Raw genomic sequence first — 26013 nt, forward strand, 5'->3', positions numbered from 1 at the left:
GAAGCACACGGGGCTGTTTAAATCACAGATTAGTCGTTTGCAGAGTCGACGGCAGGAACAGCTGCCAGTGCAGCCTCTTTTTCTTCCTGGATCTTTTTCTGGAAACGCTTGGTCTCTGCAACGATGACACCGGACAGGCCGAGGAGACCGATCAGGTTCGGGATGGCCATGAGGCCGTTCATAACATCGGAGAAGAGCCAGACCACATCAAGTGTCGCGGTAGCGCCGAAGAATACAACAACCACGAACACCAGCCGGTAGAACTTGAGCAATTTTGGATTCGGGAAAAGATACTGGAAGCATTTCTCACCGTAATAGGCCCATCCGAAAATGGTGGAAGCGGCAAAGAACACGATGCCGATGCCGACGATATACTGGCCTGCATCCCCGAAGAATGTGCCGAATGCCATTGCCGTGAGCGTGCCCGCTTCTGCGCCTTCATTTTGCCAGGTACCCGACATCACGATGGTCACGCCTGTGATGGAGCAGATGATTAAAGTATCGAAAAGAACCTGCGTCATTGAGACTAGGGCCTGGCGGCCAGGCATATCCGTGCGTGCCGCGGCAGCGGCAATCGGAGCGGATCCGAGGCCTGCCTCGTTCGAGAAGAGGCCGCGGGCAATACCGAAGCGGATGGCTGCGCCGACAGCGCCGCCTGCAATCGACTCAACACCAAATGCATGCGAGAAGATGGTAGCGAATGCACCCGGAACGAGTTCGAAGTTCGTCACCATGATAATGGCGCCGGCGATAAAGTAGAAAAGAGCCATGATCGGAACGAAGAATGCTGCCACCCGGCCGATCGTCTTAATTCCCCCAAGGATGACGAGTCCTGCAACAATCATCAGGACTAGGCCTGTGACCCAGTATGGCGTGTTGAAGTTCATGTTCATGGCGTCTGCTACTGCTTTGGACTGGGTTCCGTTCCCGATGCCGAAAGCAGCAAGTGTGCCGAACAAGGCAAAGCTTACTCCGAGCCAGCGTGCTTTCAGACCATGTTCGAGATAGTACATCGGCCCGCCGGCCATCTGGCCGTTGGCATCTTTTGTCCGGTACTTTACGGCGAGGATCGCTTCACCGTACTTGGTGGCCATTCCGAAGAATCCGGCCAGCCACATCCAGAAGATCGCACCCGGTCCGCCGAGCACAACAGCAGTCGCGACCCCGACGATGTTGCCGACTCCGACAGTCGCTGCCATGGCGGTCATCAGTGCTTGGAATTGTGAAATATCGCCTTCCGCTTTTTTGTCATGCTTGCGGGAAAATACCTGTTTCAGAGAATAAGGAAGTAACCGTACCTGAATAAATGCGAGCCTGAACGTGAGGTAGATTCCCGTACCGACGAGCAGTACAAGCAGCCATGGCCCCCAAACCAGGCTGCTGAGCGAGCCCAACAGATTCTCTACTGCTTCCATTTTCCGTTCCCCCTTTGTTTCCTGTTTTTTTAGAGGCAGCTGTTCTATATCACCCCTTTCTCTAATATTCCGAAAGTTCCAGCTTGCAGTCAAGACCTATTTTAAAAAATGGGCGCCGGGGCTGATTGTTTGTACCCGGAAATGTGAGGGTATAATGGAGTATGCAAATTGACTAAACAAAAGTGATGGAGGGATTGCAGATGGCAGGAAGCAAGTTTGGAAAGTTGGTACTCATCGGCGCGCTCGCAGGTGCGGTCGTCAGCATGTTCGACAAAACGACCCGTTCCGAAATGTCACGCCGTGCCAAAGGGCTCGGTGATGACGCAAAATATTACATGAAGAACCCGGATGTCCTGCGTTGGAAAATCCAGGACAAATCTGACAAGCTGAAAGCACTTTATGAGCAATTTGATTCGGACAAACAATACCTTCAGTCAAAGGCAGCAGAACTGAAGCAGCTGACTCCGACCGTGAAGACACTTGTGGATGACACGAAGACGGCGTTTGTAGATTCGAAGGACGCTGTCATGGAAGCGAAGGATGACTACAAGCAGATGGCTTCAGAAGCAATCAAGGGCGGCCATCCGGGCACTGACGAGACTTTCGTGCCGGATGAAGCCTATGCGGAAGGACAGGTCGACGGCGGTGCGGCAGACGGCGGCACGTCAAAGGGCACGTTCGTGCCGGAAGAGGCATACCGTGAAGGACAGGTTGCCGGCGAAGCACAGGAGTATACCCAGAAAAACTGATGCGGGGAAAAGGGGGCGGATGACAGATGGCGGATAACAAGAAGGTGAGCCCAGGTTCGGAAAAGCCGGACGGCGGTGACGACAGCCTCAAAGACAAAGTGATGGGGTTTGTTGCAGATGTAAACGAGGGCGATCTTGACCGTTTCGATGTAACGACGCGTCAGGGTTTCTTTAAGGAGCTGGTCACCAGGATCAAGCTGGTGGATGTTGTCGGGCTCGCCTCGCAGCTCGCCTACTTCTTTCTGCTTTCGCTGTTTCCGCTCCTCATCTTCATGCTGACGCTGCTGCCTTACCTGAACATCGATCAATCGGCGCTTTTCGACTTTATCAAAGAGTATGCACCGACGAATGTATATAACATCGTCGAGAGCACATTGGGCGAGGTGCTGAACAACCGGAGCGGCGGCCTGCTCTCGGTCGGTATCATCGGGACGATCTGGTCTGCATCCAACGGCATGAATGCGCTGACCCGTGCGTTGAACCAGTCCTACTTCTCGGTTGAGAAGCGGTCATTCATCAAGAAGCGTGCTTTGTCTATCGTTTTTACGCTGATGCTGATCGCGGTGGTTGCGGTGGCACTGGTCCTGCCGGTATTCGGTGAGCAGATCGGCCGCACGATTTTCTCTTACATGGGGCTTGATCAAGCATTTCTGACAGTGTGGAACAGCATTCGATGGACCATTCCGCCTCTCCTCATCTTCGTGGTGTTCACGCTGATCTACTGGCTGGTGCCCAACGCAAAGATCAGGATCAGGGATGCAATACCTGGAGCGGTTTTCGCCACAGTCGGCTGGATTCTATCCTCACTGGCTTTCTCGTTCTATGTCGGGAACTTCGCCAACTACTCAAACACGTACGGCAGCATCGGGGGAATCATTGTTTTAATGGTGTGGATGTACTTCTCCGCAATCATCTTGATTCTCGGCGGACAAGTAAATGCTGTTACGCAGGAAAGACGGGAAGAAAAAGAAGCGAAAGCCAAAAGCGGCGCTGTCGGGACATAACCCCGGCAACGCCGCTTTTTTATTGTTTCAGTCACCGTTTTTCAGCAGCCTGAGGCCATTGAGGATGACAAGAATCGTACTGCCCTCATGGCCGAGTACGCCGAGCGGGAGGTCGATGACCTGCAGGAAGTTGGACATGATCAGCAGAAGGATCACCGAGATTGAAAAAATGACGTTCTGCTTTATGATCCGGTTCATTCTGCCGGAGAGCCTGTGGGCATAGGGCAGTCGCCGCAGATCATTTTTCATGAGGACAACATCCGCTGTCTCGAGAGCCACTCCCGTACCGTCACCCATGGCGATTCCGATTGTTGAGGTGGCGAGTGCAGGCGCGTCATTGATTCCATCCCCGATCATTGCGACAGCTCCGTACGTTTTCTCAAGTTCTTTCAATCTGGCCACTTTCGTCTCCGGAAGGCATTCCGCGGTGTATTCATCGATTCCGGCTTCTTCTGCGATGGCCCGTGCCGTCTGTTCATTGTCACCAGTCAGCATCACAGTCCGGACGCCAAGGGCCCGAAGGGAGTTCAGAGCCTGCACAGCTTCTGGGCGAAGCGTGTCCTTTAGTGCAGCCAGAGCTAGAATGCCATGTTCGTCGCGGAGGAAGACAACTGTCTTCCCTTCATTCCCAAGCCGTTCCAGTGCGCCATCTGCAAAAGCGGCAGCTTCAGCTTTGCCGACGAAGCCGGGTTTGCCGACGCGGTAGGTTTTGCCCTCCCAATCTGCTTCCAGTCCTGAGCCCGGAATGTCACGGATTTCGATGCCCTTCAGCAATCCGGCACCTTCTTGTTCCGCAAATGACTGGATAGCCACAGCTAGCGGGTGCGCGGAAAGTGACTCGATCGTTCTGAGAATGGAGAGGGTCTCGGTCTTGTCAAGGCCATCCATTACGATCAGGTCGGTTACAGCAGGGCGTCCTTCCGTCAGGGTGCCGGTCTTGTCGAAGGCGATAACTTTGACGGAAGAGAGGCTTTCCAGGTGGGTGCCGCCCTTGAACAAAACCCCATGGCTGGCGCCGTTGGAGATTGCGGACAATGTCGCAGGCATGATGGAAGCAACGAGCGCACAAGGGGATGCGACGACCAAGAGTACCATCGCCCTGTAGATGGTCATAGTCCAGTCCCAATCGAATAAGTAATGGGGCAGGACCATCATCAAAGCAACGACACCAAGAACGGCATAGACATAGATACTTTCAAAGCGTTCAATAAACTGCTGGGATGGCGACTTTTCGCTTTGTGCCGATTCCACAAGGTCGATGATTTTCTGAAAAAGGGATTCTGAACTGTGCTTGTCGACTTTGATGCTCAGCGCACCGCTCAAGTTGACCGTTCCGGCAAACACTTTGTGGTCAGGCCCTTTCTCAAGAGGCAGGGATTCACCGCTGATGGCGGATTCATCGACTGAACTCATGCCGCTAAGGATGCTTCCGTCGACCGGAATCCGCTCACCCGGGCGGACAAGGACAAAATCACCGACCCGGATGTCCGCCACACCGACGCGTTCAGTTGAACCGTCATCCTTCAGCCGCCAGGCTTCCTCCGGCTTGAGATTGAGCAGGGCGGAAATCTCTTTGCGGCTTTTTTCCATGGAGTATGTCTCGAGCGCACCGCTCACCGCGAATATAAATATGAGGATTGCGCCTTCTGTCCAATAGCCGATGGAAGCCGCACCGATTGCGGCGAGGATCATCAGAATTTCCACATTCAGTGTTTTGTTCCGTATCGTTTCGGTGATGCCTTCTTTCGCCTTGGCAAAACCACCTACGACAAATGCAATGATGAAGATACCGGCCGAGACCGTGTCAAAACCTGCTGCGCCTGCAAGGTAAGCAATGAGGATCAGGATGCCTGAACTCAATGCTGCGATCATTTCTCCGTTCAGCCAAGAAAAACGTTCCTTGCTTGCGTGGACGGCCGGATTGGCGGTTGTCAACAGAATCCCTCCTATCAATGAGAATGAGAGTGGTTATCAAAGTTCCCCATATAGCACAAAAGCCGGCTTCCCATGTCGGGAAACCAGCTTTCGTCCTATTTTTGGTGCTGTGGCTCGTTTTGATAAGTTTATTTTACCATTTGGCATCTTCCAGAGGCACGGTTTTTGCCCGGCTTCAGTTTTCGCTGCTTTTAAGCTGTGCCACTTTGGCGTCGATTTCATCGATCATCAGGATCAGCCGGTCGATCTCTTCAAGATCGGCCGTTTCCGGCTCCAGGTGATCAAGCGTGTCAAGAAAGTCGCTGAGCCGTTCTTTCAGCACGTCCATCTGCTGCTTGTGTTCGTTCGGTTCCATCAGTACACCTCAATTCCTAAAGTTGATTTTAAAGGGAAATTGCGAGGGAATCAACGCCCGTCATGAAAAGCTGCAGGTTAAGCTTATCTTTCCCTTTACCCGGCGGCCCGGTCGCCGATGCCCGAGGAAGAGAAATTAAATAAAAAGAATTTGTAAAAAAAATATAAATAGAATATTTACAAAAATTAAATAACGTGTTAACATCTACTTAACCTTAAAACAGAGGGGAGGCCAAGGTGAAAAAGTCGGAATTGAAATCCTGAACGAAAGCGAAGGAGGGGATTCGGACATTTCACGGGCGAACGTGCCCCATGGATGCGATAAAATGGACAATTTAAATAGGTGTTATAAAAGCTGAAGCCCAGCCGTCCGGAACACCGGAGGGACTGGGCTTTCTTGTGTCTTAGGCAAATCAGCGGATGATCTCGTAGGTCTCCCGGATATCGATGGAGTCTTTGACGGACTGGACCATCGAGCAGTTTTTAGCCGTGAGCTCCATGGCGCGGGACATTTTGGATTCATCGATGTCCTGCCCTTTGACTGTAAAGTGAAGATGGATGCTTTCCACACGATCGGCGACTTCAGGATTACGGCGGACTTCCTTCACCTCAATTTGGATGTCCTCAGCCGGCATACGCATTTTTTGGAGCACTTTCCTCAGCACTCCTCCGCTGCAAACCGCCACCGATGAGACGAGCAGCTGGTAAGGCCGGAAACCGTATTCATCTTTGGCCGAGACGGTCAGCGTCCCGAACTGAGTGGTGGTCTCAAAACCGTGTTCAGTCATGGAATACTTCATCTGGATCCCTCCTTGTATGATAGAATTGTACAGGATTTTACTGCCGGATTCGAATGGAATGACGGCACGGGAGGCTTTGTCATTGGCTGCAACAATATCTGGAAGGACAAGATTCTGGATACTCGTCATTATCGTGTCCATCTCAGGGTTCTCGCAGGGGATGCTCCTGCCGCTGATCTCTGTCATTTTCGAACAGGACGGGATCTCCTCCACACTGAACGGACTCAACGCGACCGCTCTTTATATCGGGACCTTGCTCATCTCCCCGTTCATGGAAGCGCCGCTCCGGCGGTTCGGCTATAAGCCTGTCATTGTCGTGGGCGGTCTGACTGTTTTCCTGGCGCTGCTGTTGTTTCCTCTATATAAAAGCGTGTCGTTCTGGTTTTTCCTCCGCCTGTTGATCGGAATGGGGGACAATGCCCTCCATTTCGCGACCCAGACATGGATTACGAGCACCTCGCCTCAGGCCAGGCTCGGGCGCAATATCGCCGTCTATGGGCTCATGTTCAGTGCAGGCTTTGCGGTCGGCCCGCTTTTCGTGCCGCTCATCGGAATTTTCGAGGGGCTGCCGTTCATCATCTCGGGTGTCCTCTGTCTGGCTGCCTGGTCACTTGTCTTTTTCTTGAACAATGACTACCCTGATGCGGCACAGGAAAAGCTGGCGGCGATGCCGATCCACAAGAGGTTGCTGGAGACGATGAAGTACGCATGGGTCGCATTTATCCCGCCGTTTGGCTACGGGTTCCTGGAGTCTTCACTTAATGCCATCTACCCGGTGTATGCCCTCCGGACGGGGATCGATGTCGGCATGGTCTCGGTCATCCTGGCGTCCTTCTCGGTAGGTGCAATCCTGTCGCAGATCCCGCTGGGAATGCTGAGTGACCGGATCGGCCGCCGCAATGTGCTGCTTTTGGCCATGATCGGCGGGGCAGGTGCATTTTTCGGTGGCGGTCTGGCCGGAAGCAGCGAATGGGGCGTTCTGGCAGGGGTTATGATTGCCGGCATGCTCGTCGGTTCCACATTCACGCTTGGCATCGCCTACATGACGGACCTCACGCCCAAGCCGTTTTTGCCGATGGGCAATCTCCTGTGCGGAATCTTTTTCAGCATAGGGAGTCTTGCAGGGCCGATCCTGGGCGGTATCATTGTTGAATCAAGTACGGGCTACCTGACGTTCATCTCGCTGTTCGTCGCAGCGCTTTTCGCCATATTCCTGTTTGGGAAGACGAAACCGAAGCAAACGGCGGTGTGATAGGGACCAAAGAAACGGCAAGGACGCCAATGTCCTTGCCGTTTGCTTGTTCACTTACAGGTCCGGCATGAATGCCTCTTCCACCAGTTCGTCCAGCGTGCCGAATGTGTAGCCCTGCTTTTTTGCATCCCGGATAAAGTCAGGGAGTCCGTCTGAGTTGTCAGGAGAGACGGTGTGCATGAGGACGACGGCACCCGGATGAAGCTGTTTCATCAGCTCGCCGTAAGCATACTGGCCGCCGAGCTTACGGTCCCTGTGCCAGTCGACAAATGCGACTGACCAGAAGATGTGGCGGTAGCCGAGCTTATTGCCGGTCTTGAGCACCTGCTCATTAAAGATGCCTTCCGGCGGCCGGGCATAATGTGTCCGTTTGACGCCGGCGACCTCCTTGAGGCGGTCATCGAACTTTTTCCATTCGGCTTCCATCTCCGCCGGTGACATTTTTGCCATGTTCGGATGTCCGTAAGAGTGGTTGCCAATTGTATGGCCGTCCTTGACCATCCGTTTGACGAGGTCTCCGGCGCTCTCCAGGTAATGCCCTGTGAGGAAGAAGGTCGCCGAAATGTCTTCTTTCTTTAAAGTGTCGAGGATCGACTCGGTGTATCCTGCTTCATAGCCGTTGTCGAATGTGAGATAGATGATCTTTTTCTCCGGTGATCCTTTATAAAGGGCGCCGTTTTTTTCGAGGAGAGTGTTCATCTCCGCGCCTGCATCCGGAGGAATACCGTCTGTCGCCTTTTTAAAACCCCAGTGGAACTCACCGGCCTCTGCCGTGAAGGGGCTAATCACGAGTCCAACGGCAATCAGCACCGCAGCCAGCGCGAAACCGGCGATGTGGTTTCTGAACATAAAAACGCAACCTTTCGTTTTCTCGTAGGTTGCGCAGGATCCGTCAGGTTATTCTTTTTTAAAAATATCGCGGAGTGCATCTTCCGCTTCAGGATATCGGAAAAGGAAACCGTGGGCGCCGAGCTTGGCTGGCGCGACGCGCTGGCCCTCGAGGACGAGAAGGCTTTTTTCCCCGAGTGCCGTTTTTAGAGCAAACGCGGGAACCGGCATAAAGTGAGGCCTGCCGAGTACGCGGCCGACCGTCTTGCCAAACTCTTTCATGCGGAGCGGATTGGGGGCGACGGTATTGACCGGGCCCGTAACCTGCTTATTTTCGATCGCAAAAAGGATGGCACGTGCGGCATCAAGCACGTGGATCCAGCTGACCCACTGGCGTCCGGAACCGATTGTTCCGCCGGCGAACAACCGGTAGGGAAGGGCGATCAGCGGCAGTGCCCCTTCATCTTTTCCAAGGATTACGCCAAAACGCATGAATACGGTCCGGACACCTTCTTTTCCGGCTTCAGATGCGCGGTGTTCCCAAGTCTTCACGACATCCGCGAGAAAGTCATTGCCGGTCTGACCTTCCTCACTGTAGATCGCGGTTTCAGACGTCGGGTAAACACCGACAGCACTTGCATTCACAAGCACTTCCGGTTTCTTTTCCATTGCCCGGATGATCCTGATAACTTCGTTTGTCGCTGCGATCCTGCTTGAAAGGATGTCCTGTTTCCGTCGCTCCGTCCACCTGCCTGCATTGATCGAGGTGCCGGCCAGGTTGACGAAGGCATCGATATCGCCTAGTTCCCGTTCAGGAAAGGCTCCGTCCTTTAGATATCCGACCATGCGGATATTGCCGGAAGTGTCCGGATGCCTTGTCAAAATAATGGCCTCATGACCGTTTTCCTCCAGTAATCTGATAAGGACTGAACCCAGAAATCCGCTTCCACCCGCGATGGCCACTCTCATATCCGCATCCCTCCATTTCTGACCAGTATACCCGTTTTCGCTCATATGCCGCATGAGTGAAGGAATCCCGCCGAACAGGTATAATGGGAAGGAAGACTGGGGGTACGGCAAATGCCCGAAATCACCAAGATTTCCACGCAGAAAAACAATGCGGAACGATATAATATATTCCTTGATGGAAAATATTCATTCAGTGCCGATGAGCAGGTGCTGATCCAGTTTGGCCTGACCAAGGGGAAGGTGCTCGACGACTGGGAGATTGACGAAATCATCTTCGGCGATGAAATACGAAAAGCATATAATAAGGCTCTCCACTTTCTCGGCTTCCGAATGCGGAGCGAGCATGAGGTCAAGGAAAAACTGATGGCGGCAGGATTTGGTGAGGCGGTCGCGCTTGAAGCAATCCGTAAGCTGAAGGATCAGAAATTCCTGGATGATGATTCGTTTTCAAAGGCGTTGCTTGAGACCCGCAAGCGAACCGCCAAAAAAGGCCCCGGAGCGATCCGGCAGGAAATGGCCCGCAAAGGCATCAGCAAAGATCTCCAGGAAAAAGCGCTCGAGTTGTTTTCCGGGGAAGAACAGCTGGAGCTGGCAGAAGAGCTGGCAAGGAAAGTCGCTGCGCGTTCATCCGGAAAGACACCTCAGCAGATCCGCCAGAAAATCCAGGATTCACTGATGAGAAAGGGTTATTCCTATGATGTCATCAGTACGGCGATCGAGCGGATCGGCTCTGAGCTAGAGCCTGAAGAAGAGGCATGGGACGAGCTGACTGAGAAAACGGGCGAAAAAGCATGGCGCACATACAGCAGAAAACACAGCGGGAGAGAACTTCGGCGCCGCGTGCAGCAGGCGATGTACCAGAAAGGAATACCGCTGGAGCGGATCAGCCGGTTCATCGAAGCTAAGGAGGAAGAAACGGAAGATGAATGAGAAAAACTATAGCGAGATGACGGAGCATGAACTCAGGCAGGAAATTGCCCGTCTCAAAGAAAAAGCGCGCAAAGCCGAGCAGCTCGGCATCATTAATGAATTCGCGGTATACGAAAGGAAAGCCCTCATGGCGCAGGCTTACATGATGGACCCGAAAGAGATCATCCCTGGGGAAGTGTACCGGATCCTCGGTGATGAGGGGAACTTTTTCCAGGTGGACTACCTGAAAGGGCGCTTTGCCTGGGGCCACCGCCTGGGCGGAGAACTTCATACAGAGGCATTGCCGATTTCGATGCTCCAGAATCTCAAGAAAGGGAAGTGATCCGGATGTCACCGGATATGACCGAACGTCTGGCTGCCCGACTGATGGAAAGCAATGACCAGTTATCTGCACACAGTGCGAGGACCTGGATTGAACTCATGGTGTCCGACATCGAATCCTCCTATGCTAAGGCGGGGTACGGACTGATGGACGAAGAACAGTCCGCCCAGATGATTCTGAGATGGATCGATGCATACGGAGGCCGGCTAGACGAATTTGTCGCCTCCAACCCAAGAATCAGGGAACTGCTTGGTGAAGATGGGACGTTTCACTGAATCCGCACACGAAAAAAACCGCCAGGCCATCCCGGTCCGGCGGTTTCCCATGCAGCCAAGGGAATTCTAAAACTTTACTCTGCGAATCATATTATTCACGTTTGGCCACATCCAGCTCCAGCGCCCAACAACTGGCAAACTTCACTCTTCTCCACTGCGATAAGTCAACATCGGTTCGTACCTCACCGTGTTTCCTTTATCTCATTTAGAAGGATTCCAGTTTGTACGTTGCTTTGCGGGCGCTTGCGCTTTTGTTTTCAGCCCTCTTCGTGAGCGAAACTTAATTTTTTCCTTAACTTATCCTCACTGAAGATCCAGCCGGTGAAGGAGTTGCGGATCTCCATGTCCTCGTCGATATGGGCAACCGCGACAAACGGATAATATTCTTTGCTGCGGTAGCGCAGGTCGATCAGCCGCACTTCACAGACGGACCCGAGGTCGGTGATCTCCCACCGGTAAATCGGGGAGAACGCAATGAATGCCCTGAAATTCGGGTCTTCGAAAGCGACCTTGACGAGATCATTTTCCGGTATCGGCCTGCGGGGGAATTTATCCAGGATGGTGATGGAGCGGCCGTATGCCCGGCCCACGTAGTGGTGAGTGTCGGAGCATGCGGCAATCCGCCACTGGTAAAACCGCATCGTCGGCGCAATGATGATGTCGCCTGCATCCGGAATGGTATTCCGGACGGCATGGCGGACTGCCGTCTGGACGGAAAACCTGATGATATAGTAAAGCGTCAGCAACGCATACAGCATCAGCATCGTCAGCACCGGGTCGGCCCCGAAAAACCATGCGGTCAAAGCCGCGATATGGGCAAAGAAAATGATCGGGTCAAAGGTGTTGATGACGCCGAGTGCCACCCACTGTTGCGAGAACGGCCGGAGCGCCTGCGTCCCGTAGGAGTTGAAAATGTCAACGAACACGTGGAGAAAGACCGCAAGCTGTGTCCAAAGCCATAGATGGAGAAGATTGGCTTCCGGCAGGATCAGCGAGAGGGGGAGCGAGATGATGAGCGGCCAGGCGAGGACCATCGGAATCCCATGGGTGAATCCCCGATGGTTCCGGATATAGACCGCGTTGTTTCTGAGTTTCAGGACGGTATCCACATCCGGTGCCTGTGAACCGAGCATAAGTCCCGCATAGACGGCAGTCGCCGTCGACACATGTTCCGCCACGAGAGGGTCGGCCTGTGCCAGGCCGCACAGCGCAAGTCCCATGACGATATGGGTTCCAGTGTCCAACTGCGCCATCCCCCTTTCTGGCCGGACGCGTTGAAGTCCGGTATATACACAATAATATACCCTTGAATGTTTCAGCGTAATCGTAGCATAACACGAACAGGAGGCATTACGTGAAGCCGTTGAATTGGAAAGAAGGATTCAGGGATTCGCTGACCGGCTGGTATCGCGAAGAAAAGCGCGACCTGCCCTGGCGGCGCACCCGTAACCCGTATCATATATGGATTTCTGAAGTGATGCTTCAACAGACGCGGGTCGACACGGTCATCCCTTATTATGCCCGTTTCACCGAGCGTTTTTCCGATATGAAAGAACTTGCATATGCACCGGAAGATGAATTGATGAAAATGTGGGAAGGCCTCGGCTATTATTCGCGGGCCCGCAATCTGCAGTCGGCGGTCAGGGAAGCTTATGAAACTTATGGCGAAGTACCGGCCGATCCGGAAAGTTTCGGAAAGCTGAAAGGCGTCGGGCCGTATACGGAAGGAGCGGTCATGAGCATCGCCTACGGCATTCCTGCGCCTGCGGTCGACGGAAACGTCATGCGTGTGTTGTCGCGGATCCTGCTGATCGATGACGATATCGCCAAGCCGAAGACCCGCCGGCTGTTTGAAGAGGCGGTCATGGACCTCATCGACAAGGAGGATCCATCTTCGTTTAACCAGGGGCTCATGGAACTCGGCGCTGTTATCTGCACACCGAGGCGGCCTAAATGCCTCCTTTGCCCGGTGAGGGAATTCTGCGGTGCTTATCATGAAGGCAGGGAAGAAGAGCTGCCGGTCAAATCCAAAAAGAAAAAGCAGCAGTCCTTCCCGCATACCGTGATCGTCCTCCAAGATAGTGGAGGCCGCTGGCTCATGGAGCAAAGGCCGGATGAAGGGCTTCTCGCAGGCATGTGGCAGTTCCCGACAGCGGAAACCGGAGATCCGGAAGAAGCCGTCCGCATCATCTCTGAACGCCACGGTTTATCGGTCGGTACGCTTGAAGAAGCGGTCCGTTTCCGCCATGTGTTCACCCACCGGATCTGGGAGGTTACGGCCTACACCGCGTCCGTCCCTGAAGTTGGAACGCCGGCAGACCGCAGCGGCTGGTTCCTGCCTGAGGATCTCGATGCTCTTACTTTACCCAATCCGACGAAAAAGGTGAGGGCGGCACTCGGGGTCTGAGCAAGCGCGTCCGGCGGTACTTTCGGGAGGCGGATTATGTACACGCTGGCTGTGAAAGCGAACGTTCGTCCGAAAAGCCTGTTTTGTTGAAAATGAAATATTAACCAGTTGAATATTCCAGTCGCCTCCGAGCCATCATATTGAGCACGGAGGTGAGAAATCCATGACGAAGAACAACGACAGGCAGCGTAACCAGCAGGAGGAGCGCAACCAACGCAACAACCAGCGCAATAACCAGCAGCAGCCTCAGCGCGAAGAATTCGGCACTGAGACGGACATCCAGCAAGTCCGTAAACAGATCCGCAACGAAGAGTTCGGCTCTGAAACGGACGTGCAGCAGGTTCGTCGCCAAAACCAGCAGTCTGAAGCTAAAAAGCAGCAAAACTCTGGTCGCGCGAACAATCGCTTCAACAAATAACGGAATGGATGGAAACCACCGGCCGGCGGGGCAATTTGCCCTGCCGGCTCTTTTTGATTTCGCTTTCAGGGGTTCATTGATATAATAGAACGATACAAAAACATTCCGAACAGCCGTCAGACAAAGGTGGGTTGATTATGGCAAACCCGAAAGAAGGGGAAACGATCCAGATTCACAGCTACAAGCATGATGGGAAAATCCATCGGGTCTGGCAGGAAACGACGGTGCTGAAAGGGACGCGCAATGTAGTGATCGGTGCAAACGAACGGACGCTGGTCATCGAATCCGACGGCCGGACATGGCTGACAAGAGAGCCGTCCATCGTCTATTTTCACGCGCAGCATTGGTTTAATATCATCTGCATGCTGAGGGACGATGGTGTTTACTATTACTGCAACATGAGCTCTCCTTTCGTCTTCGATAACAATACGGTCAAGTACATCGACTATGATCTGGACGTGAAAGTATTTCCGGACATGTCCTACAACATCCTTGATGAGGACGAGTACGAAGACCATAAGGCGAAAATGAACTATCCTGACGTCATCGATCAGATCCTGCAGCGCAACGTCGATAAACTGATCGGATGGATCAAGCAGCGGCGCGGACCTTTCGCACCTGACTTTATCGACGTCTGGACATCCCGTTATGAATTCCAGAAACAGTTCCAGACACGGAAATGACAGCCTGCCCCGAAACGGGCGGGCTGTTCCGTTGTTTTATTGAAAGGATGATGCAGCATCGGCAGCATGAAACGGTACATGAAATTCGTTAAACCTTATACCTGGATGATTATCCTGACGCTACTTATCGGGATCCTGAAATTCGCAATCCCGCTTTTTATCCCTTATCTCATCAAGATCGTCATCGACAATATCATCATCGTGGACACCTTGACTGCCGCGGAAAAACGCGAGCAGCTGCTTTGGTGGCTCGGCGGCACCATCCTGCTGTTCTTCCTCGTCCGGCCGCCGGTCGAGTATTTCCGGCAGTACTATGCCCAATACACGTCCAATAAGATCCTTTTTGACATCCGGAGCAAAATTTACGAACATCTGCAGAAACTGAGCCTCAAGTATTATTCCAACACACGTGCGGGTGAGGTCATCTCCAGGGTCATCAACGATGTTGAGCAGACAAAGAACTTTGTCATGATCGGCCTCATGAACGTCTGGCTCGACCTGGCAACCATCCTGATCGCGGTCGGCATCATGCTGACGATGGATGTGAAGCTGACCCTCGTGACACTTCTCGCTTTCCCGTTCTACGCATGGAGCGTCAAGTACTTTTTCGGCCGCCTCCGCGAGCTCACCAGAGTGCGTTCCCAGGCGCTTGCAAACGTACAGAGTTACCTGCATGAACGAGTATCCGGCATGAGTGTCATCAAAAGCTTTTCCCTGGAAAAGCGGGAGAAGGGCCTGTTCGATGAGACGAACGGCGAGTTCCTCGATGCCGCAATCGACCACACCAAGTGGAACGCGAAGGCGTTTGCCGTCGTCAACACGATCACCGATGTTGCCCCGCTGCTTGTGATCGCCTATGCGGGCTGGCATGTGATCGGCGGAGACCTGACAATCGGGACGATGGTCGCGTTTATCGCCTACATCGACCGTCTGTACAACCCGCTCCGCCGGCTCGTCAACTCGTCCACGACGCTTACCCAGTCGGTCGCATCAATGGACCGCGTATTCGAACTGCTGGATGAAGGGTATGACATTACCGACCGGCCGGGAGCATCCGTCATGCCGGAAGCCAAGGGCAAGGTCGAGTTCTACCATGTCCGCTTCCGCTATGAGGAAGAGGCCGAAGATGTGCTGAAAGGCATCAATCTCACCGTCCGCCCTGGCGATACGGTCGCATTCGTCGGCATGAGCGGCGGCGGAAAGTCGACGATCATCAGTCTGATTCCGCGATTCTATGACGTCACGGGCGGAGGGGTCCGCATCGACGGAAAGGACATCCGCGATGTGACAGTCCAATCACTCAGAAAAAACATCGGAATCGTCCTGCAGGATAATCTGCTGTTCAGTGCGTCCGTCAAATCGAACATCCTGATGGGTAAACCTGATGCCACCGATGAAGAAGTGATCGAGGCTGCAAAGGCGGCGAACGCCCACGACTTCATCATGGGGCTTCCTGAAGGATATGCCACTGAAGTCGGGGAGCGGGGCGTCAAGCTCTCCGGCGGGCAGAAACAGCGGATTGCAATTGCCCGCGTATTCCTGAAAAACCCGCCGATCCTGATCCTTGATGAAGCGACATCCGCGCTCGACCTTGAAAGCGAAGCGCTCATTCAGGATTCTCTGGAACGCCTTGCACATGATCGGACGACCATCATTGTGGCTCACCGCCTCTCGACGATCACACACGCTGACAATATCTTTGTCATCGACCACGGTGAACTGAAGGAAAGCGGCACCCATGCCGAACTGATCGGTCAGGGCGGTATCTATCACGACTTGTTCCAGGTACAGGAACTTGGCACACCTGAACAATAACATTCATTTGCAGCCCGCTTCTCAGCAGAGAAGCGGGTTTTATCGTCGATCAGGGACTTTTGTCATCAAGTAAGAGGTATGACTTCCAAAGAAAGCCTTGAATCTCACAGCGGGATTTGTATAATAAGAGAACGCAGAATCATCAGAAAAATGAAAGCGCCTGCAATTTTTGGGGATGCAAAAACCTGCAAAGAGAGAAAAGGGGGAGACGGCATGGACAGCCGACAGAAAGTGCTCGGGGTGAGCGGGCTGCGCACGTCATTCTTCACCGACGGTGGAGTCGTTCCGGCAGTGGACGGAGTGGACTTCGACCTGTATAGGGGTGAAGTGCTCGGGATTGTCGGGGAATCCGGCTGCGGCAAGAGTGTCACATCGCTCTCGGTCATGGGGCTTGTGCCCAACCCGCCGGGAAAAGTCACGGGAGGGGAGATCCTGTATGGGGGTACGGATCTCCTGAAACTCAATGAACGGAAAATGAGAAAAGTCCGCGGCAATGAAATCGCGATGATCTTCCAGGAACCGATGACCTCACTGAATCCGCTGTTCACGATCGGCGATCAGATGGTCGAACCGCTCCGCATCCACCGGAAAATCAGCAAAAAAGCGGCGAGGGGCAAAGCCATCGACATGCTCCGGCTCGTCGGACTTCCGCGCGCTGAAGAGATCATGAATGAATATCCTCACCAACTGTCGGGCGGCATGCGCCAGCGTGTCATGATTGCGATGGCGCTGATCTGTGAGCCGAAAGTGCTGATCGCCGATGAGCCGACGACTGCGCTGGATGTGACGATCCAGGCGCAGATCCTGAAGCTCATGAAAGATCTGAACGAGCGGCTGGACACGGCGGTCCTTCTGATTACGCACGACCTCGGAGTCGTCGCGGAAACATGCAGCAGGGTCATCGTCATGTATGCCGGCAAGGTGGTCGAGGAAGGGCCGGTCCGGGAGATTTTCAGGAATCCGCAGCACCCCTATACGGAAGGGCTCCTGAAATCTGTACCGGACATGCGTTTTAAGCAGGAAAGGCTCGATCCCATTCCCGGGAATGTCCCGCGTCCGGGATCGATCAAAACGGGGTGCAGGTTTGCGGCCCGCTGTCCTTATGCATTCGGCCGGTGCCTGGAAGATGACCCGGATCTATATGAAACGGGTGATGGCCACCGGGCCCGCTGCTTCCTAAGAGAGGGAAAGGAGGCGGGCGCATATGAAGGAGCCCTTGCTGAAGGTTGAGGGACTGAAAAAACATTTTCCGGTAAGGAAGGGGGCGCTCGGCCGTGTGAAGGGGCAGGTCAAGGCGGTCGACGGTGTCAGCTTCTCCGTCATGCCGGGCGAGACGCTCGGCATCGTCGGCGAGTCGGGCTGCGGAAAGTCGACGACGGGACGGCTGCTCATGCGGCTTTTGGAGCCCACCGAGGGGAAAGTCGTCTTTGACGGCAAGGAACTGACCGCTATTGGCAGCGAGGAGATGAGGAAGACGCGCAGGGACATCCAGATGGTGTTCCAGGACCCTTACGCATCACTCAACCCCCGTCATACGATCGGGAAAATCCTCGAGGAGCCTCTGCTCGTGCACGGGGTGAAAGATCCAAAAGAACGGAAGCGGAAGGTCCGGGAGTTTCTCGAGATTGTCGGGCTGAGCGGCTACCACGCCACCCGGTATCCGCACCAGTTCAGCGGCGGACAGCGGCAGCGGATCGGCATTGCGAGGGCGCTCATGACGAACCCGAAGCTGATCATTGCGGATGAACCGGTATCCGCACTTGATGTTTCGATCCAGTCCCAGGTGCTGAACCTGATGCAGGATCTGCAGCGGGAATTCGGGCTTACGTACATCTTCATTTCGCACGACCTGAGCGTTGTCCGGCACATTAGCGACCGGGTCGCGGTCATGTACCTCGGCCGAATCGTTGAGATTGCGGAGAGCGATCAGCTTTATGAAAAGCCGCTCCATCCATACACCCAGGCACTGCTTTCTGCGGTGCCCGTGCCGGATCCAGGATTTGTCAGGGAGCAGATCGTCCTTGAGGGAGATATTCCGAGCCCGGCCGATCCGCCTCCGGGCTGCCCGTTCCATTCGCGGTGTCCGTTCAGGATGGAAGTCTGCAAGTCGAAAGTTCCGGCATTGTCGGAACAGGAAACCGGTCATTCTGTCGCGTGCCACCTCTATGCCGAGGAAGCACGCGGCGATGATAATAAAACACTAGTGACGGAGGGGTCATTGTGAAAAAGGGGAAATTATGGACGCTTGCCGTCCTGCTGATCGTCTCCATGGTCCTCGCTGCATGCAATTCCGGCAACGGCAGCGGGAGCGAAGGGGAGACTGAAGGCGAAAACGCAGGCGAGAGCAGTGGGGGAAGCAAGACGCTCGTCTTTGGGCGCGGCGGTGACTCCGTCTCGCTCGACCCGTCCCGCGTGACGGACGGCGAGTCGATGAAAGTGGCAGCCAATATTTTTGAGACACTGATCAATTTCGGGGAACAGGATACAACGCTCCAGCCTGGTCTGGCGAAGGAGTGGGAAGCGTCGGAAGACGGCCTGACCTATACGCTGCAGCTTGAAGAGGGAGTCAAATTCCATGATGGTACAGACTTCAACGCGGAAGCGGTCGTGAAGAATTTCGAGCGATGGGCAAACGGTGATGCGGACACGTTCCCTTACTACCAGTCCATGTTCGGTGGCTTCAAGGACGATGAAGGACATGTGATCGAGTCCGTAACGGCGGATTCCGATTACACGGTCGTATTCCAGCTTAAACGCCCGCAGGCACCATTCCTGAAAAACCTCGCGATGACGATGTTCGGCATCGGCAGCCCGGAAGCGTTCGAAGCGGATTCCGATGGCTTCGGGGAAAATCCGGTCGGCACCGGGCCGTTCAAGTTTGTCGAGTGGAAACGCAATGACTCGATCACAATCGAGAAGAACGAAGAGTACTGGAAGGAAGGCCTTCCTAAGCTGGACCGCGTCGTTTTCCGTTCCATTCCGGATAACGGTGCCCGTCTCAACGCACTGATTACAGGTGACATCGACCTGGCTGACGGCATCAACCCATCCGACCAGGCAACCATCGGCGATGACGATAATCTGCAGCTGTTTGAGCGCCCGTCGCTCAACATCGGATACCTCGGACTGACCGTGACACGTGAGCCATTCGGCGATAAGCTTGTCCGCCAGGCATTCAACCACGCGATCGACAAACAGGCGATCATCGACGCATTCTTCGAGGGCGCGGCAGAGCCGGCGAAAAACCCGATCCCGCCGTCGATCCCTGCATACAACGACAGTATCGAAGGTTATGAGTACGACCCTGAGAAGGCGAAGGAACTCCTTGCCGAGGCAGGCTACCCTGACGGCTTCGAGATGGAACTGTGGGCAATGCCGGTTCCTCGCCCGTACATGCCGGATGGCGCGAAGGTGGCGGAAGTCATCCAGAAGAACCTTGCCGATATCGGCGTGACAGCTGAAATCGTCTCCTATGAGTGGGCCACGTACCTCGAAAAAGCGAGCAAAGGGGAAGCGGATGCATTCCTTCTCGGCTGGACAGGGGACAACGGGGATGCGGATAACTTTATCTATGCCCTTCTTGATGGAGATAACATCGGCAGCAACAACTATACGTACTACGACAATGCAGAGCTTCATGAGATCCTGATCCAGGCACAGACCGAAGTCGATGAAGACACACGGAACGAACTTTATGCCAAGGCCCAGGAAATCATCCATGATGACGCGCCGTGGGTGCCGCTCGCGCACTCCACACCGCTCCTTGCGGGTTCTGCGGACATCACCGGCTTCAAGGCGCATCCGACGGGTTCGGACATCTTGAGCAACGTCGACTTCAACTGATGAAAGGAGGGGGAAGGGCGTGACCGCCTCTTCCCCTTTCCCATTCATAGAATCTGAACTCAGGGAGTGGTAACCATGCTCCAATACATCGGAAAGCGGCTGCTGCAGCTGATCCCGGTGCTTCTCGGCATGACATTCATCGTCTTCATGATCATCCGGGCAATTCCGGGCAATCCGGCGCAGGTCATCCTCGGCCAGCAGGCATCGCCTGAAGCGGTCGCCTCGCTTGAAGCCAAGCTCGGCCTTGACCAGCCGTGGTATACCCAGTATTTTGAATTTCTCGCCGGCATCCTGACAGGGGATCTGGGCGAGTCGCTAAGGACCCGGTCGCCTGTTGCGCAGGAGATCTGGCCATACTTGGCGGCGACCATCGAGCTTGCGGTGTTCGCCATGATCATCGCGGTCATCGTCGGGGTCAATGCGGGCATCATCTCCGCCTGGTTCCAGAACTCGTGGTTCGATTACGCAGCGATGGTGATCGCCCTGATCGGGGTGTCGATGCCGATCTTCTGGCTCGGTCTCATGGAACAGTGGATCTTCGGCATCGAGCTGAACATGCTGCCGACGACCGGCCGCGAGGAAGTGCGGAATCCCGTCACCGCGATCACTGGCCTCTATGTGATCGATACGATCATCCAGGGGCGCTTTGACCAGCTGGGCGAAGTGATCAGGCACCTGATTCTGCCGGGAATCGCACTTGCGACCATCCCGATGGCGATCATTGCGCGGATGACACGCTCAAGCATGCTTGAAGTCATGCGCTCGGACTTTGTCCGGACGGCACGCTCGAAGGGGCAGCGGATGTCGCTCGTCGTGTACAAGCATGCACTCAAGAACGCCATCATCCCGGTGCTGACGGTCATCGGCCTGCAGATGGGGATCCTTCTCGGCGGGGCGATCCTGACCGAGACGATCTTCGGATGGCCGGGGATCGGCCGCTATATCTATGATGCGATCGGCTTCCGGGACTACCCGGTCATCCAGTCCGGCATCCTCGTCGTCGCATTTATCTTTGTCATGATCAACCTGCTCGTCGACATCCTCTACAGTGTCGTCGACCCGCGCATCAAGTATGACTGAGGAAAGGGGGATGCGCCATGTCTGAAACAGTCACACAGCCGGTTCCCCGGGCACCGGAGGAAAAAGCGGCCGGCCCCTGGAAAGAGGCCTGGAGCGGTTTCAGGAAAAGCAAAGCCGCCCTCTTCGGCGCGGTGATTGTCCTGATGTTTGTTTTGCTCGCCTTTGCAGGGCCGCTGATCGCGCCCGAAGGCATCAATGAGCAGGATATCGCGAACCGCCTGGCGGCACCTAGCGCTTCACACTGGTTCGGAACGGACGACTTCGGCCGGGACATCCTGTCACGGGTGATCCACGGGGCGAGGATCTCGCTCTGGGTCGGGTTCTTCTCGGTGATCGGTTCGGTGGTCGTCGGGAGCCTGCTCGGAATCATCGCAGGGTATTACGGGCGTTGGGTCGATACGATCATCTCCCGCCTGTTCGACATCATGCTTGCGTTCCCGTCGATCCTGCTTGCGATTGCAATCGTTTCCGTTCTCGGACCGTCGCTCCAGAACGCGCTCATTGCGATCGCCGTCATCAACATCCCGAACTTCGGGCGGCTCATCCGCTCCAGGGTGCTGAGCATCAAGCAGGATGAATACATCACGGCGGCGAAGGGGATCGGCATGAAGGATTCCAGGATCCTGTTCTCACACATCCTTCCGAACTCGATGGCCCCGGTCATCGTTCAAGGGACGCTTGCAATCGCCACGGCGATCCTCGAGGCGGCAGCACTCGGATTCCTCGGCCTCGGCGCCCAGGCACCCGCGCCGGAATGGGGCAAAATGCTGTCTGATTCCCGCAACTACCTTCGTGACGCCCCGTGGACGATGATCTTCCCGGGACTCGCCATCATGCTGACCGTCCTTGGATTCAATCTGATGGGGGATGGCCTGCGGGATGCGCTGGATCCGAAGATGAAGAGTTGAATAAAATCTCCAAGACGGACCGTGAAGATGGTCCGTCTTATTAAATGAAAGCTAAAATAATTTGAAAATACAAAAAATAATAAAATAAGACTATTAAATAAAATTTAATTGTTTGTTATAATATTTTCCAAGGAAGAAGGTGGAAAATATGAAAAGGATAAGTGGTTTTATGGGTGCTTTGTTAGTTGGCTGTTTGTTGATTATTTCTCCTGTATCTGCAAACTCTCAATCAACCAGTGGGAATGTAGGAACTTTGGCGGCAGCAGACACCATAAATTGGACTGTGCAAAGATCAACTTATTCTGGGGATGCCATTTTTTTATTCTGTTAATCAAGGCGGAACGCTATATCGTGGATATTTACCATACGCTGGTTACTCATTAGGTGTGCATGTTTATAAAGGACGTCTTTTTAGGAGCCCGCTTCCTTATCCACTTTATTAATAGAGTTATATAGAATGCCTGGTGACCCCAGGCATTCTATTTGTTAGTCAGTATCACATCATTCGATGAATGACTTTATTTCGATGATGACCTTGATTAAATTTCATCAACGGAGGATTTGGATTTGCTGACATTCGAATTAAAGAAAATTTGGCGAAGCAGAAAAATAGTATTATTGATAACTCTTCTATTAATTGTGATTATCGTTGTTTACATATCAAATCGAGAATCACAGGAAAATTGGAAAGAAGAAGCCTTTGCTCAGACAGATGAATACCGATCATCCATTCAAGTGGAAGAGAAAAGACTAATGGAAGAACTGGAATCAGGAACTCTTCCCGGTTTGGAAATGAGGCAGGAGGCATTATCAGAAGTCAGCAGGACTCTCTATGAATGGCGGAATGAGATTTATCATGAAAATTGGAGCGATTATCCTGAATTTGAACAGGCATTCATAAAAGGAGTACGGAATTATCAGGAGCATGGCGGCACCTTTGATTCTCTTGAAGGGTTAAAACTTGAGATTGCAGAAGCAAAAACTAAATGGATGGTGGAGCATGGGATTGCGTACGAAAATGAACAATACCCCTTATCTCCACATTTGTTTCTGAAGGATACAAGTGTCTTCTTATTCAGTTTGCCGGGGCTCGCCCTTTTAATTCTTCTTTTCGGAAATATTGAAGTAATGGAACGGGAAAGTCATACATGGCGATTACTGCGGTCAACACCCTTGCACAGCCGGCTAGTTTTACTCTCGAAGTTTGTCTCATTGCTGATTGTCGTTGTTTTTTATGTTTTTATAGCCATAGGAACAACTCTACTACTCCCGATTCTTTTGGGAGGGGGAAAGGTTGAGTGGCTCTATCCGATTGTTGTAGGTGACGATCAAGGGTTCTCTATCATTTCATTCTCGGCATGGCTGGGAAGGGGAGTTCTTATTTTTGCTTGCAGCATTATTTTCCTGTTCACCTTATCAATTTTAGTCGGCATCCGCACAGTCTACTCATTCCCGGCCCTATCGATCACTTTCTTTATTGGATTGCTCGGGTATGTAACGGCAGATTTGATACCGTTTCCCTATCATGCATTCACGTCGCTGCGCTGGACTGAAATTGTCTATTCCATGCCGAATGGCTCAGACTGGAAGATTGTAGCTGTCTCATTGACCTGTTCGGCAATACTTCTTGTCCTGGCTCTTTTCACTCCCGTCAGCTCGACAGAGAACCGCATAGCCAGCCTTCGAAGGTTTTCAGGAGAGAAGTTAACCGCAGGAAAGCGGAATGCTGTTAAACTCGCTGTCTTTGAGTGGAGAAAAGTGAAAAGGCTGGGTTTATTTAGACAGGGACTCATCTTACTATTATTGGCAATATCATTTGGTTATTATTTGCTACATGAGTCTGCTGAAAAGCACCGTGAGACATATTTTGACCGAGTAAGAGAACAAGCTGAAATAAATCTGTCTTTAAAAAAAGAACTCTTGAAATGGGCGGAAGAGGCCGAGCAAATGTCAGTGGAAACAGACGCAGGAAACAGTGGGGAAAACAATCGCACCCCGGCGGATGACATGAGGGAAACCTCAAGGATGTATGAAGTCCGCCATTCAATCGAGTTGGATAAGATCGAGGCATTTGAGGAAAGGGATTGGCGGCGATTCTATGCCAATCAGTTCTTTACGATTTTCAGTTCTTACAGGATGACAATTGGAAATTTTTATAATGTCGGAAGCGGTTCCGCACCTGTGGGCATCGGTACATTCAATGAGGATGTATCACTGGCAGAGAAAGAATGGATGATGGAGCATGATGTCGCTCCGGTCTTTCCCGGCGAGCTTGCCGTATCTGTCCGGGATAATTGGGGGGATCATGAGAAGGAGCGGCGCCAATGGAAGGCGGAGAACCGGAAAGTGGATGCGGGCGGGTTGTTCTCCATCTATCATCTATTATCATCTGCCATGTACCTTTTACCCATTCTTTTATTTGTGTTTCTGTTGGGGGGAGGATTTGCGGCAGAGATAGGGAAGAAGAGGCCGATCGATTTTCTTTTGACGCAGCCAGTCCATCCCTCTTCCGTGTTTATGGGCAAAGCGATGAACGCCGTAATTGCGGCTGCAGCCTCTATGACGGGACTTTATGGACTGATCCTGCTTCTCGGTACGATATTCTACCGGTTCGGTGACTGGTCCTATCCAATCCTCTATTATGTCCCGGAGAAGATTGCTTCCGGCCCGGATTACGGCGGAATGCGTTCTTCGGGTTACGGATACGGTTTTATTCCGCTTGGTGACTATGTGTGGCAGGGAATTGTCCTATCGCTTCTGTCGCTTGCATTTCTTCTTATCTTGTCCATTGCTCTATCGATTTTCTTCCGGCATACAGCAACAGTGCTGGCCTTAACATTCCTTCTGGCAGGAGGCGGTTTCTATATGGCACGAACGACCTTGCAGGAAATGGCAGCTTACCTTCCGTTCACTTATCTGGAAGCGGGAAGAATATTAAACGGAGAACTCGCTACGGAACTGAACGAACCATCCATCGGCTTCTGGACCGGTGCCGTGGTAATGGCTTTATCTATAGTCATTTTGGTGGTTGCAGGATACTGCTTCTTAAGAAGTGGCTATAAAATCAAACGAGGATGAATGAAGGTGAATAAGATGATTTTGTCGGTGGAGAACATTGGAAAGTCATATGGTAAGCAGAAAGTGTTGCACGGTGTTTCCTTTGCCATCAAGAAACCCTGCATCGTTGCGCTAGTGGGCCCGAACGGGTCGGGGAAGTCGACATTGCTGAATATCATCGCAAACCTGATTACTCCTGACGTGGGTGCGATTGAAATTCTCGGGCAAACGAACAGGGATTATAAGGTCTTCCAGGAGTTCTCCTATATGCAGGACAATACGGTGCTCTATGAATATTTGACAGGCTACGATCATTTGCAATTCATCGCAAGTGTCCAGAAACTGCGCACCGATGATATTAAGGCGGCGGCAGAGCGAATCGGAACCATTTCCTACCTTGACAAAAAAGTCAGTAACTATTCACTTGGGATGAAGCAGCAGCTTCTTCTGACCATGGCTATTTTGAATAAGCCAAAATTGCTGGTAATGGATGAACCCTTGAACGGTCTGGACCCGACAAATGCGATTAAAGTGCGGAACCTCCTTCTCGAACTTGTAGCGGAGGGGACAGCCATATTGCTGTCATCCCACAATCTTTCTGAAATTGATAAGGTCACTTCCAATGTGATGTTCCTTAAGAATGGACATTTGCAGCAGGAAGACCTGAAGGCACTTGAGAAAGTATCCTATGTCCTCACAGTCAATCATCCCGAAAACGGAGAGAAAATCCTGAAGGAAGCCGGGATCAATATTTTAAACCGAAAAGGCAACAGGCTGACTGTGACTTTAAGTGATTCAAGCATTAACCGTATCTTCCGGTTGCTTGACGATCAGGGGATTGCTGTTCGTGATTGGGAAAAAACCGTGTTTGGCGCGGAAGACCGATATAGAACGTTATTTGGCGAACCCGAAACTGCAGTCAAATAGCGGGATCAGCAAATCCAGACAAACTAAAACCGCGGACAGAGT

The 26013-nt window shown here is 53.0% G+C and carries 24 protein-coding genes; 17 read left to right on the forward strand and 7 right to left on the reverse strand.

Annotated features, from left to right (window positions below; all coding sequences use genetic code 11):
• Positions 1–29: 29 nt before the first annotated feature.
• Entirely contained in the window at positions 30–1415 is a 1386-nt protein-coding gene (locus tag AC6CHQ_RS15300) for an alanine/glycine:cation symporter family protein (RefSeq protein WP_092054793.1), read from the reverse strand.
• Positions 1416–1615: 200 nt separating this feature from the next.
• Between AC6CHQ_RS15300 and AC6CHQ_RS15305 the strand changes: the two genes are divergently transcribed.
• Together AC6CHQ_RS15305 and AC6CHQ_RS15310 are read left to right on the forward strand one after the other, a co-directional pair.
• Positions 1616–2164 carry a hypothetical protein gene (locus AC6CHQ_RS15305; protein ID WP_092054790.1) on the forward strand — a complete coding sequence of 183 codons (549 nt, stop codon included), beginning with the start codon at positions 1616–1618 and terminating at the stop codon, positions 2162–2164.
• A 26-nt stretch (positions 2165–2190) separates the two neighbouring features.
• Positions 2191–3168, forward strand: coding sequence for a YihY/virulence factor BrkB family protein (locus tag AC6CHQ_RS15310; RefSeq protein ID WP_092054788.1), 978 nt, complete (start codon positions 2191–2193; stop codon positions 3166–3168).
• 27 nt (positions 3169–3195) lie between these two features.
• On the opposite strand, the gene AC6CHQ_RS15315 is transcribed toward AC6CHQ_RS15310, so the two are convergent.
• The 3 genes from AC6CHQ_RS15315 to AC6CHQ_RS15325 all read right to left on the reverse strand — a co-directional run bounded on the left by AC6CHQ_RS15315 (position 3196) and on the right by AC6CHQ_RS15325 (position 6257).
• Positions 3196–5040: a heavy metal translocating P-type ATPase gene (locus AC6CHQ_RS15315; protein WP_498082010.1), complete on the reverse strand. Its 1845-nt coding sequence runs from the start codon at positions 5038–5040 to the stop codon at positions 3196–3198.
• A gap of 238 nt (positions 5041–5278) precedes the next feature.
• On the reverse strand, positions 5279–5458 hold the full coding sequence (locus AC6CHQ_RS15320; protein WP_092054785.1) for an SE1561 family protein: 180 nt from the start codon (positions 5456–5458) through the stop codon (positions 5279–5281).
• Positions 5459–5870: 412 nt separating this feature from the next.
• On the reverse strand, positions 5871–6257 hold the full coding sequence (locus tag AC6CHQ_RS15325) for an OsmC family protein (protein WP_498082005.1): 387 nt from the start codon (positions 6255–6257) through the stop codon (positions 5871–5873).
• A gap of 82 nt (positions 6258–6339) precedes the next feature.
• On the opposite strand from AC6CHQ_RS15325, the gene AC6CHQ_RS15330 reads away from it, so the two are divergent.
• On the forward strand, positions 6340–7509 hold the full coding sequence (locus AC6CHQ_RS15330; RefSeq protein WP_498082006.1) for an MFS transporter: 1170 nt from the start codon (positions 6340–6342) through the stop codon (positions 7507–7509).
• A gap of 54 nt (positions 7510–7563) precedes the next feature.
• On the opposite strand, the gene AC6CHQ_RS15335 is transcribed toward AC6CHQ_RS15330, so the two are convergent.
• Both AC6CHQ_RS15335 and AC6CHQ_RS15340 read right to left on the reverse strand, forming a co-directional pair.
• Complete coding sequence (locus AC6CHQ_RS15335; RefSeq protein WP_092054777.1) at positions 7564–8358, reverse strand: polysaccharide deacetylase family protein; 795 nt, start codon at positions 8356–8358, stop codon at positions 7564–7566.
• Between the two features lie 48 nt (positions 8359–8406).
• Positions 8407–9306 (reverse strand): TIGR01777 family oxidoreductase, encoded by a 900-nt coding sequence (locus AC6CHQ_RS15340; RefSeq protein WP_498082007.1) that lies wholly within the window; start codon positions 9304–9306, stop codon positions 8407–8409.
• A gap of 111 nt (positions 9307–9417) precedes the next feature.
• Between AC6CHQ_RS15340 and recX the strand changes: the two genes are divergently transcribed.
• The 3 genes from recX to AC6CHQ_RS15355 are packed head-to-tail and all read left to right on the forward strand — an operon-like array spanning position 9418 to position 10833.
• Positions 9418–10236: a recombination regulator RecX gene (gene recX, locus AC6CHQ_RS15345; RefSeq protein ID WP_092054772.1), complete on the forward strand. Its 819-nt coding sequence runs from the start codon at positions 9418–9420 to the stop codon at positions 10234–10236.
• Positions 10229–10558: a YfhH family protein gene (locus AC6CHQ_RS15350; protein WP_092054770.1), complete on the forward strand. Its 330-nt coding sequence runs from the start codon at positions 10229–10231 to the stop codon at positions 10556–10558. Before recX ends, AC6CHQ_RS15350 begins: the two co-directional genes overlap by 8 nt.
• Before the next feature lie 5 nt (positions 10559–10563).
• The gene (locus tag AC6CHQ_RS15355; RefSeq protein WP_092054767.1) at positions 10564–10833 is read left to right on the forward strand and encodes a YfhJ family protein; all 270 of its coding nucleotides are present in this window, start codon (positions 10564–10566) and stop codon (positions 10831–10833) included.
• Between the two features lie 257 nt (positions 10834–11090).
• On the opposite strand, the gene AC6CHQ_RS15360 is transcribed toward AC6CHQ_RS15355, so the two are convergent.
• The gene (locus AC6CHQ_RS15360) at positions 11091–12077 is read right to left on the reverse strand and encodes a metal-dependent hydrolase (RefSeq protein WP_092054764.1); all 987 of its coding nucleotides are present in this window, start codon (positions 12075–12077) and stop codon (positions 11091–11093) included.
• A gap of 110 nt (positions 12078–12187) precedes the next feature.
• On the opposite strand from AC6CHQ_RS15360, the gene mutY reads away from it, so the two are divergent.
• The 11 genes from mutY to AC6CHQ_RS15415 all read left to right on the forward strand — a co-directional run bounded on the left by mutY (position 12188) and on the right by AC6CHQ_RS15415 (position 25971).
• Entirely contained in the window at positions 12188–13240 is a 1053-nt protein-coding gene (gene mutY / locus AC6CHQ_RS15365) for an A/G-specific adenine glycosylase (RefSeq protein WP_092054761.1), read from the forward strand.
• Positions 13241–13403: 163 nt separating this feature from the next.
• Positions 13404–13658 (forward strand): gamma-type small acid-soluble spore protein, encoded by a 255-nt coding sequence (locus AC6CHQ_RS15370; RefSeq protein ID WP_092054758.1) that lies wholly within the window; start codon positions 13404–13406, stop codon positions 13656–13658.
• Positions 13659–13795: 137 nt separating this feature from the next.
• Entirely contained in the window at positions 13796–14341 is a 546-nt protein-coding gene (ntdP, locus tag AC6CHQ_RS15375; protein ID WP_092054755.1) for a nucleoside tri-diphosphate phosphatase, read from the forward strand.
• A 78-nt stretch (positions 14342–14419) separates the two neighbouring features.
• Complete coding sequence (locus AC6CHQ_RS15380) at positions 14420–16156, forward strand: ABC transporter ATP-binding protein (protein WP_281242838.1); 1737 nt, start codon at positions 14420–14422, stop codon at positions 16154–16156.
• A 213-nt stretch (positions 16157–16369) separates the two neighbouring features.
• Positions 16370–17386 carry an ABC transporter ATP-binding protein gene (locus AC6CHQ_RS15385; RefSeq protein WP_092054749.1) on the forward strand — a complete coding sequence of 339 codons (1017 nt, stop codon included), beginning with the start codon at positions 16370–16372 and terminating at the stop codon, positions 17384–17386.
• Positions 17361–18380 (forward strand): ABC transporter ATP-binding protein, encoded by a 1020-nt coding sequence (locus AC6CHQ_RS15390; protein WP_424237719.1) that lies wholly within the window; start codon positions 17361–17363, stop codon positions 18378–18380. Before AC6CHQ_RS15385 ends, AC6CHQ_RS15390 begins: the two co-directional genes overlap by 26 nt.
• On the forward strand, positions 18377–19999 hold the full coding sequence (locus tag AC6CHQ_RS15395; protein WP_424237718.1) for an ABC transporter substrate-binding protein: 1623 nt from the start codon (positions 18377–18379) through the stop codon (positions 19997–19999). The genes AC6CHQ_RS15390 and AC6CHQ_RS15395 overlap by 4 nt, the downstream gene beginning before the upstream one ends.
• Before the next feature lie 75 nt (positions 20000–20074).
• Positions 20075–21079: an ABC transporter permease gene (locus AC6CHQ_RS15400; RefSeq protein ID WP_008300580.1), complete on the forward strand. Its 1005-nt coding sequence runs from the start codon at positions 20075–20077 to the stop codon at positions 21077–21079.
• Positions 21080–21096: 17 nt separating this feature from the next.
• Entirely contained in the window at positions 21097–21987 is an 891-nt protein-coding gene (gene nikC, locus AC6CHQ_RS15405) for a nickel transporter permease (protein ID WP_498082008.1), read from the forward strand.
• Positions 21988–22554: 567 nt separating this feature from the next.
• On the forward strand, positions 22555–25065 hold the full coding sequence (locus tag AC6CHQ_RS15410; RefSeq protein ID WP_498082009.1) for an ABC transporter permease subunit: 2511 nt from the start codon (positions 22555–22557) through the stop codon (positions 25063–25065).
• A gap of 15 nt (positions 25066–25080) precedes the next feature.
• Complete coding sequence (locus AC6CHQ_RS15415; protein ID WP_251240593.1) at positions 25081–25971, forward strand: ABC transporter ATP-binding protein; 891 nt, start codon at positions 25081–25083, stop codon at positions 25969–25971.
• Positions 25972–26013: the final 42 nt, after the last annotated feature.

This window comes from Bhargavaea sp. GQ12 (genome assembly GCF_059758705.1).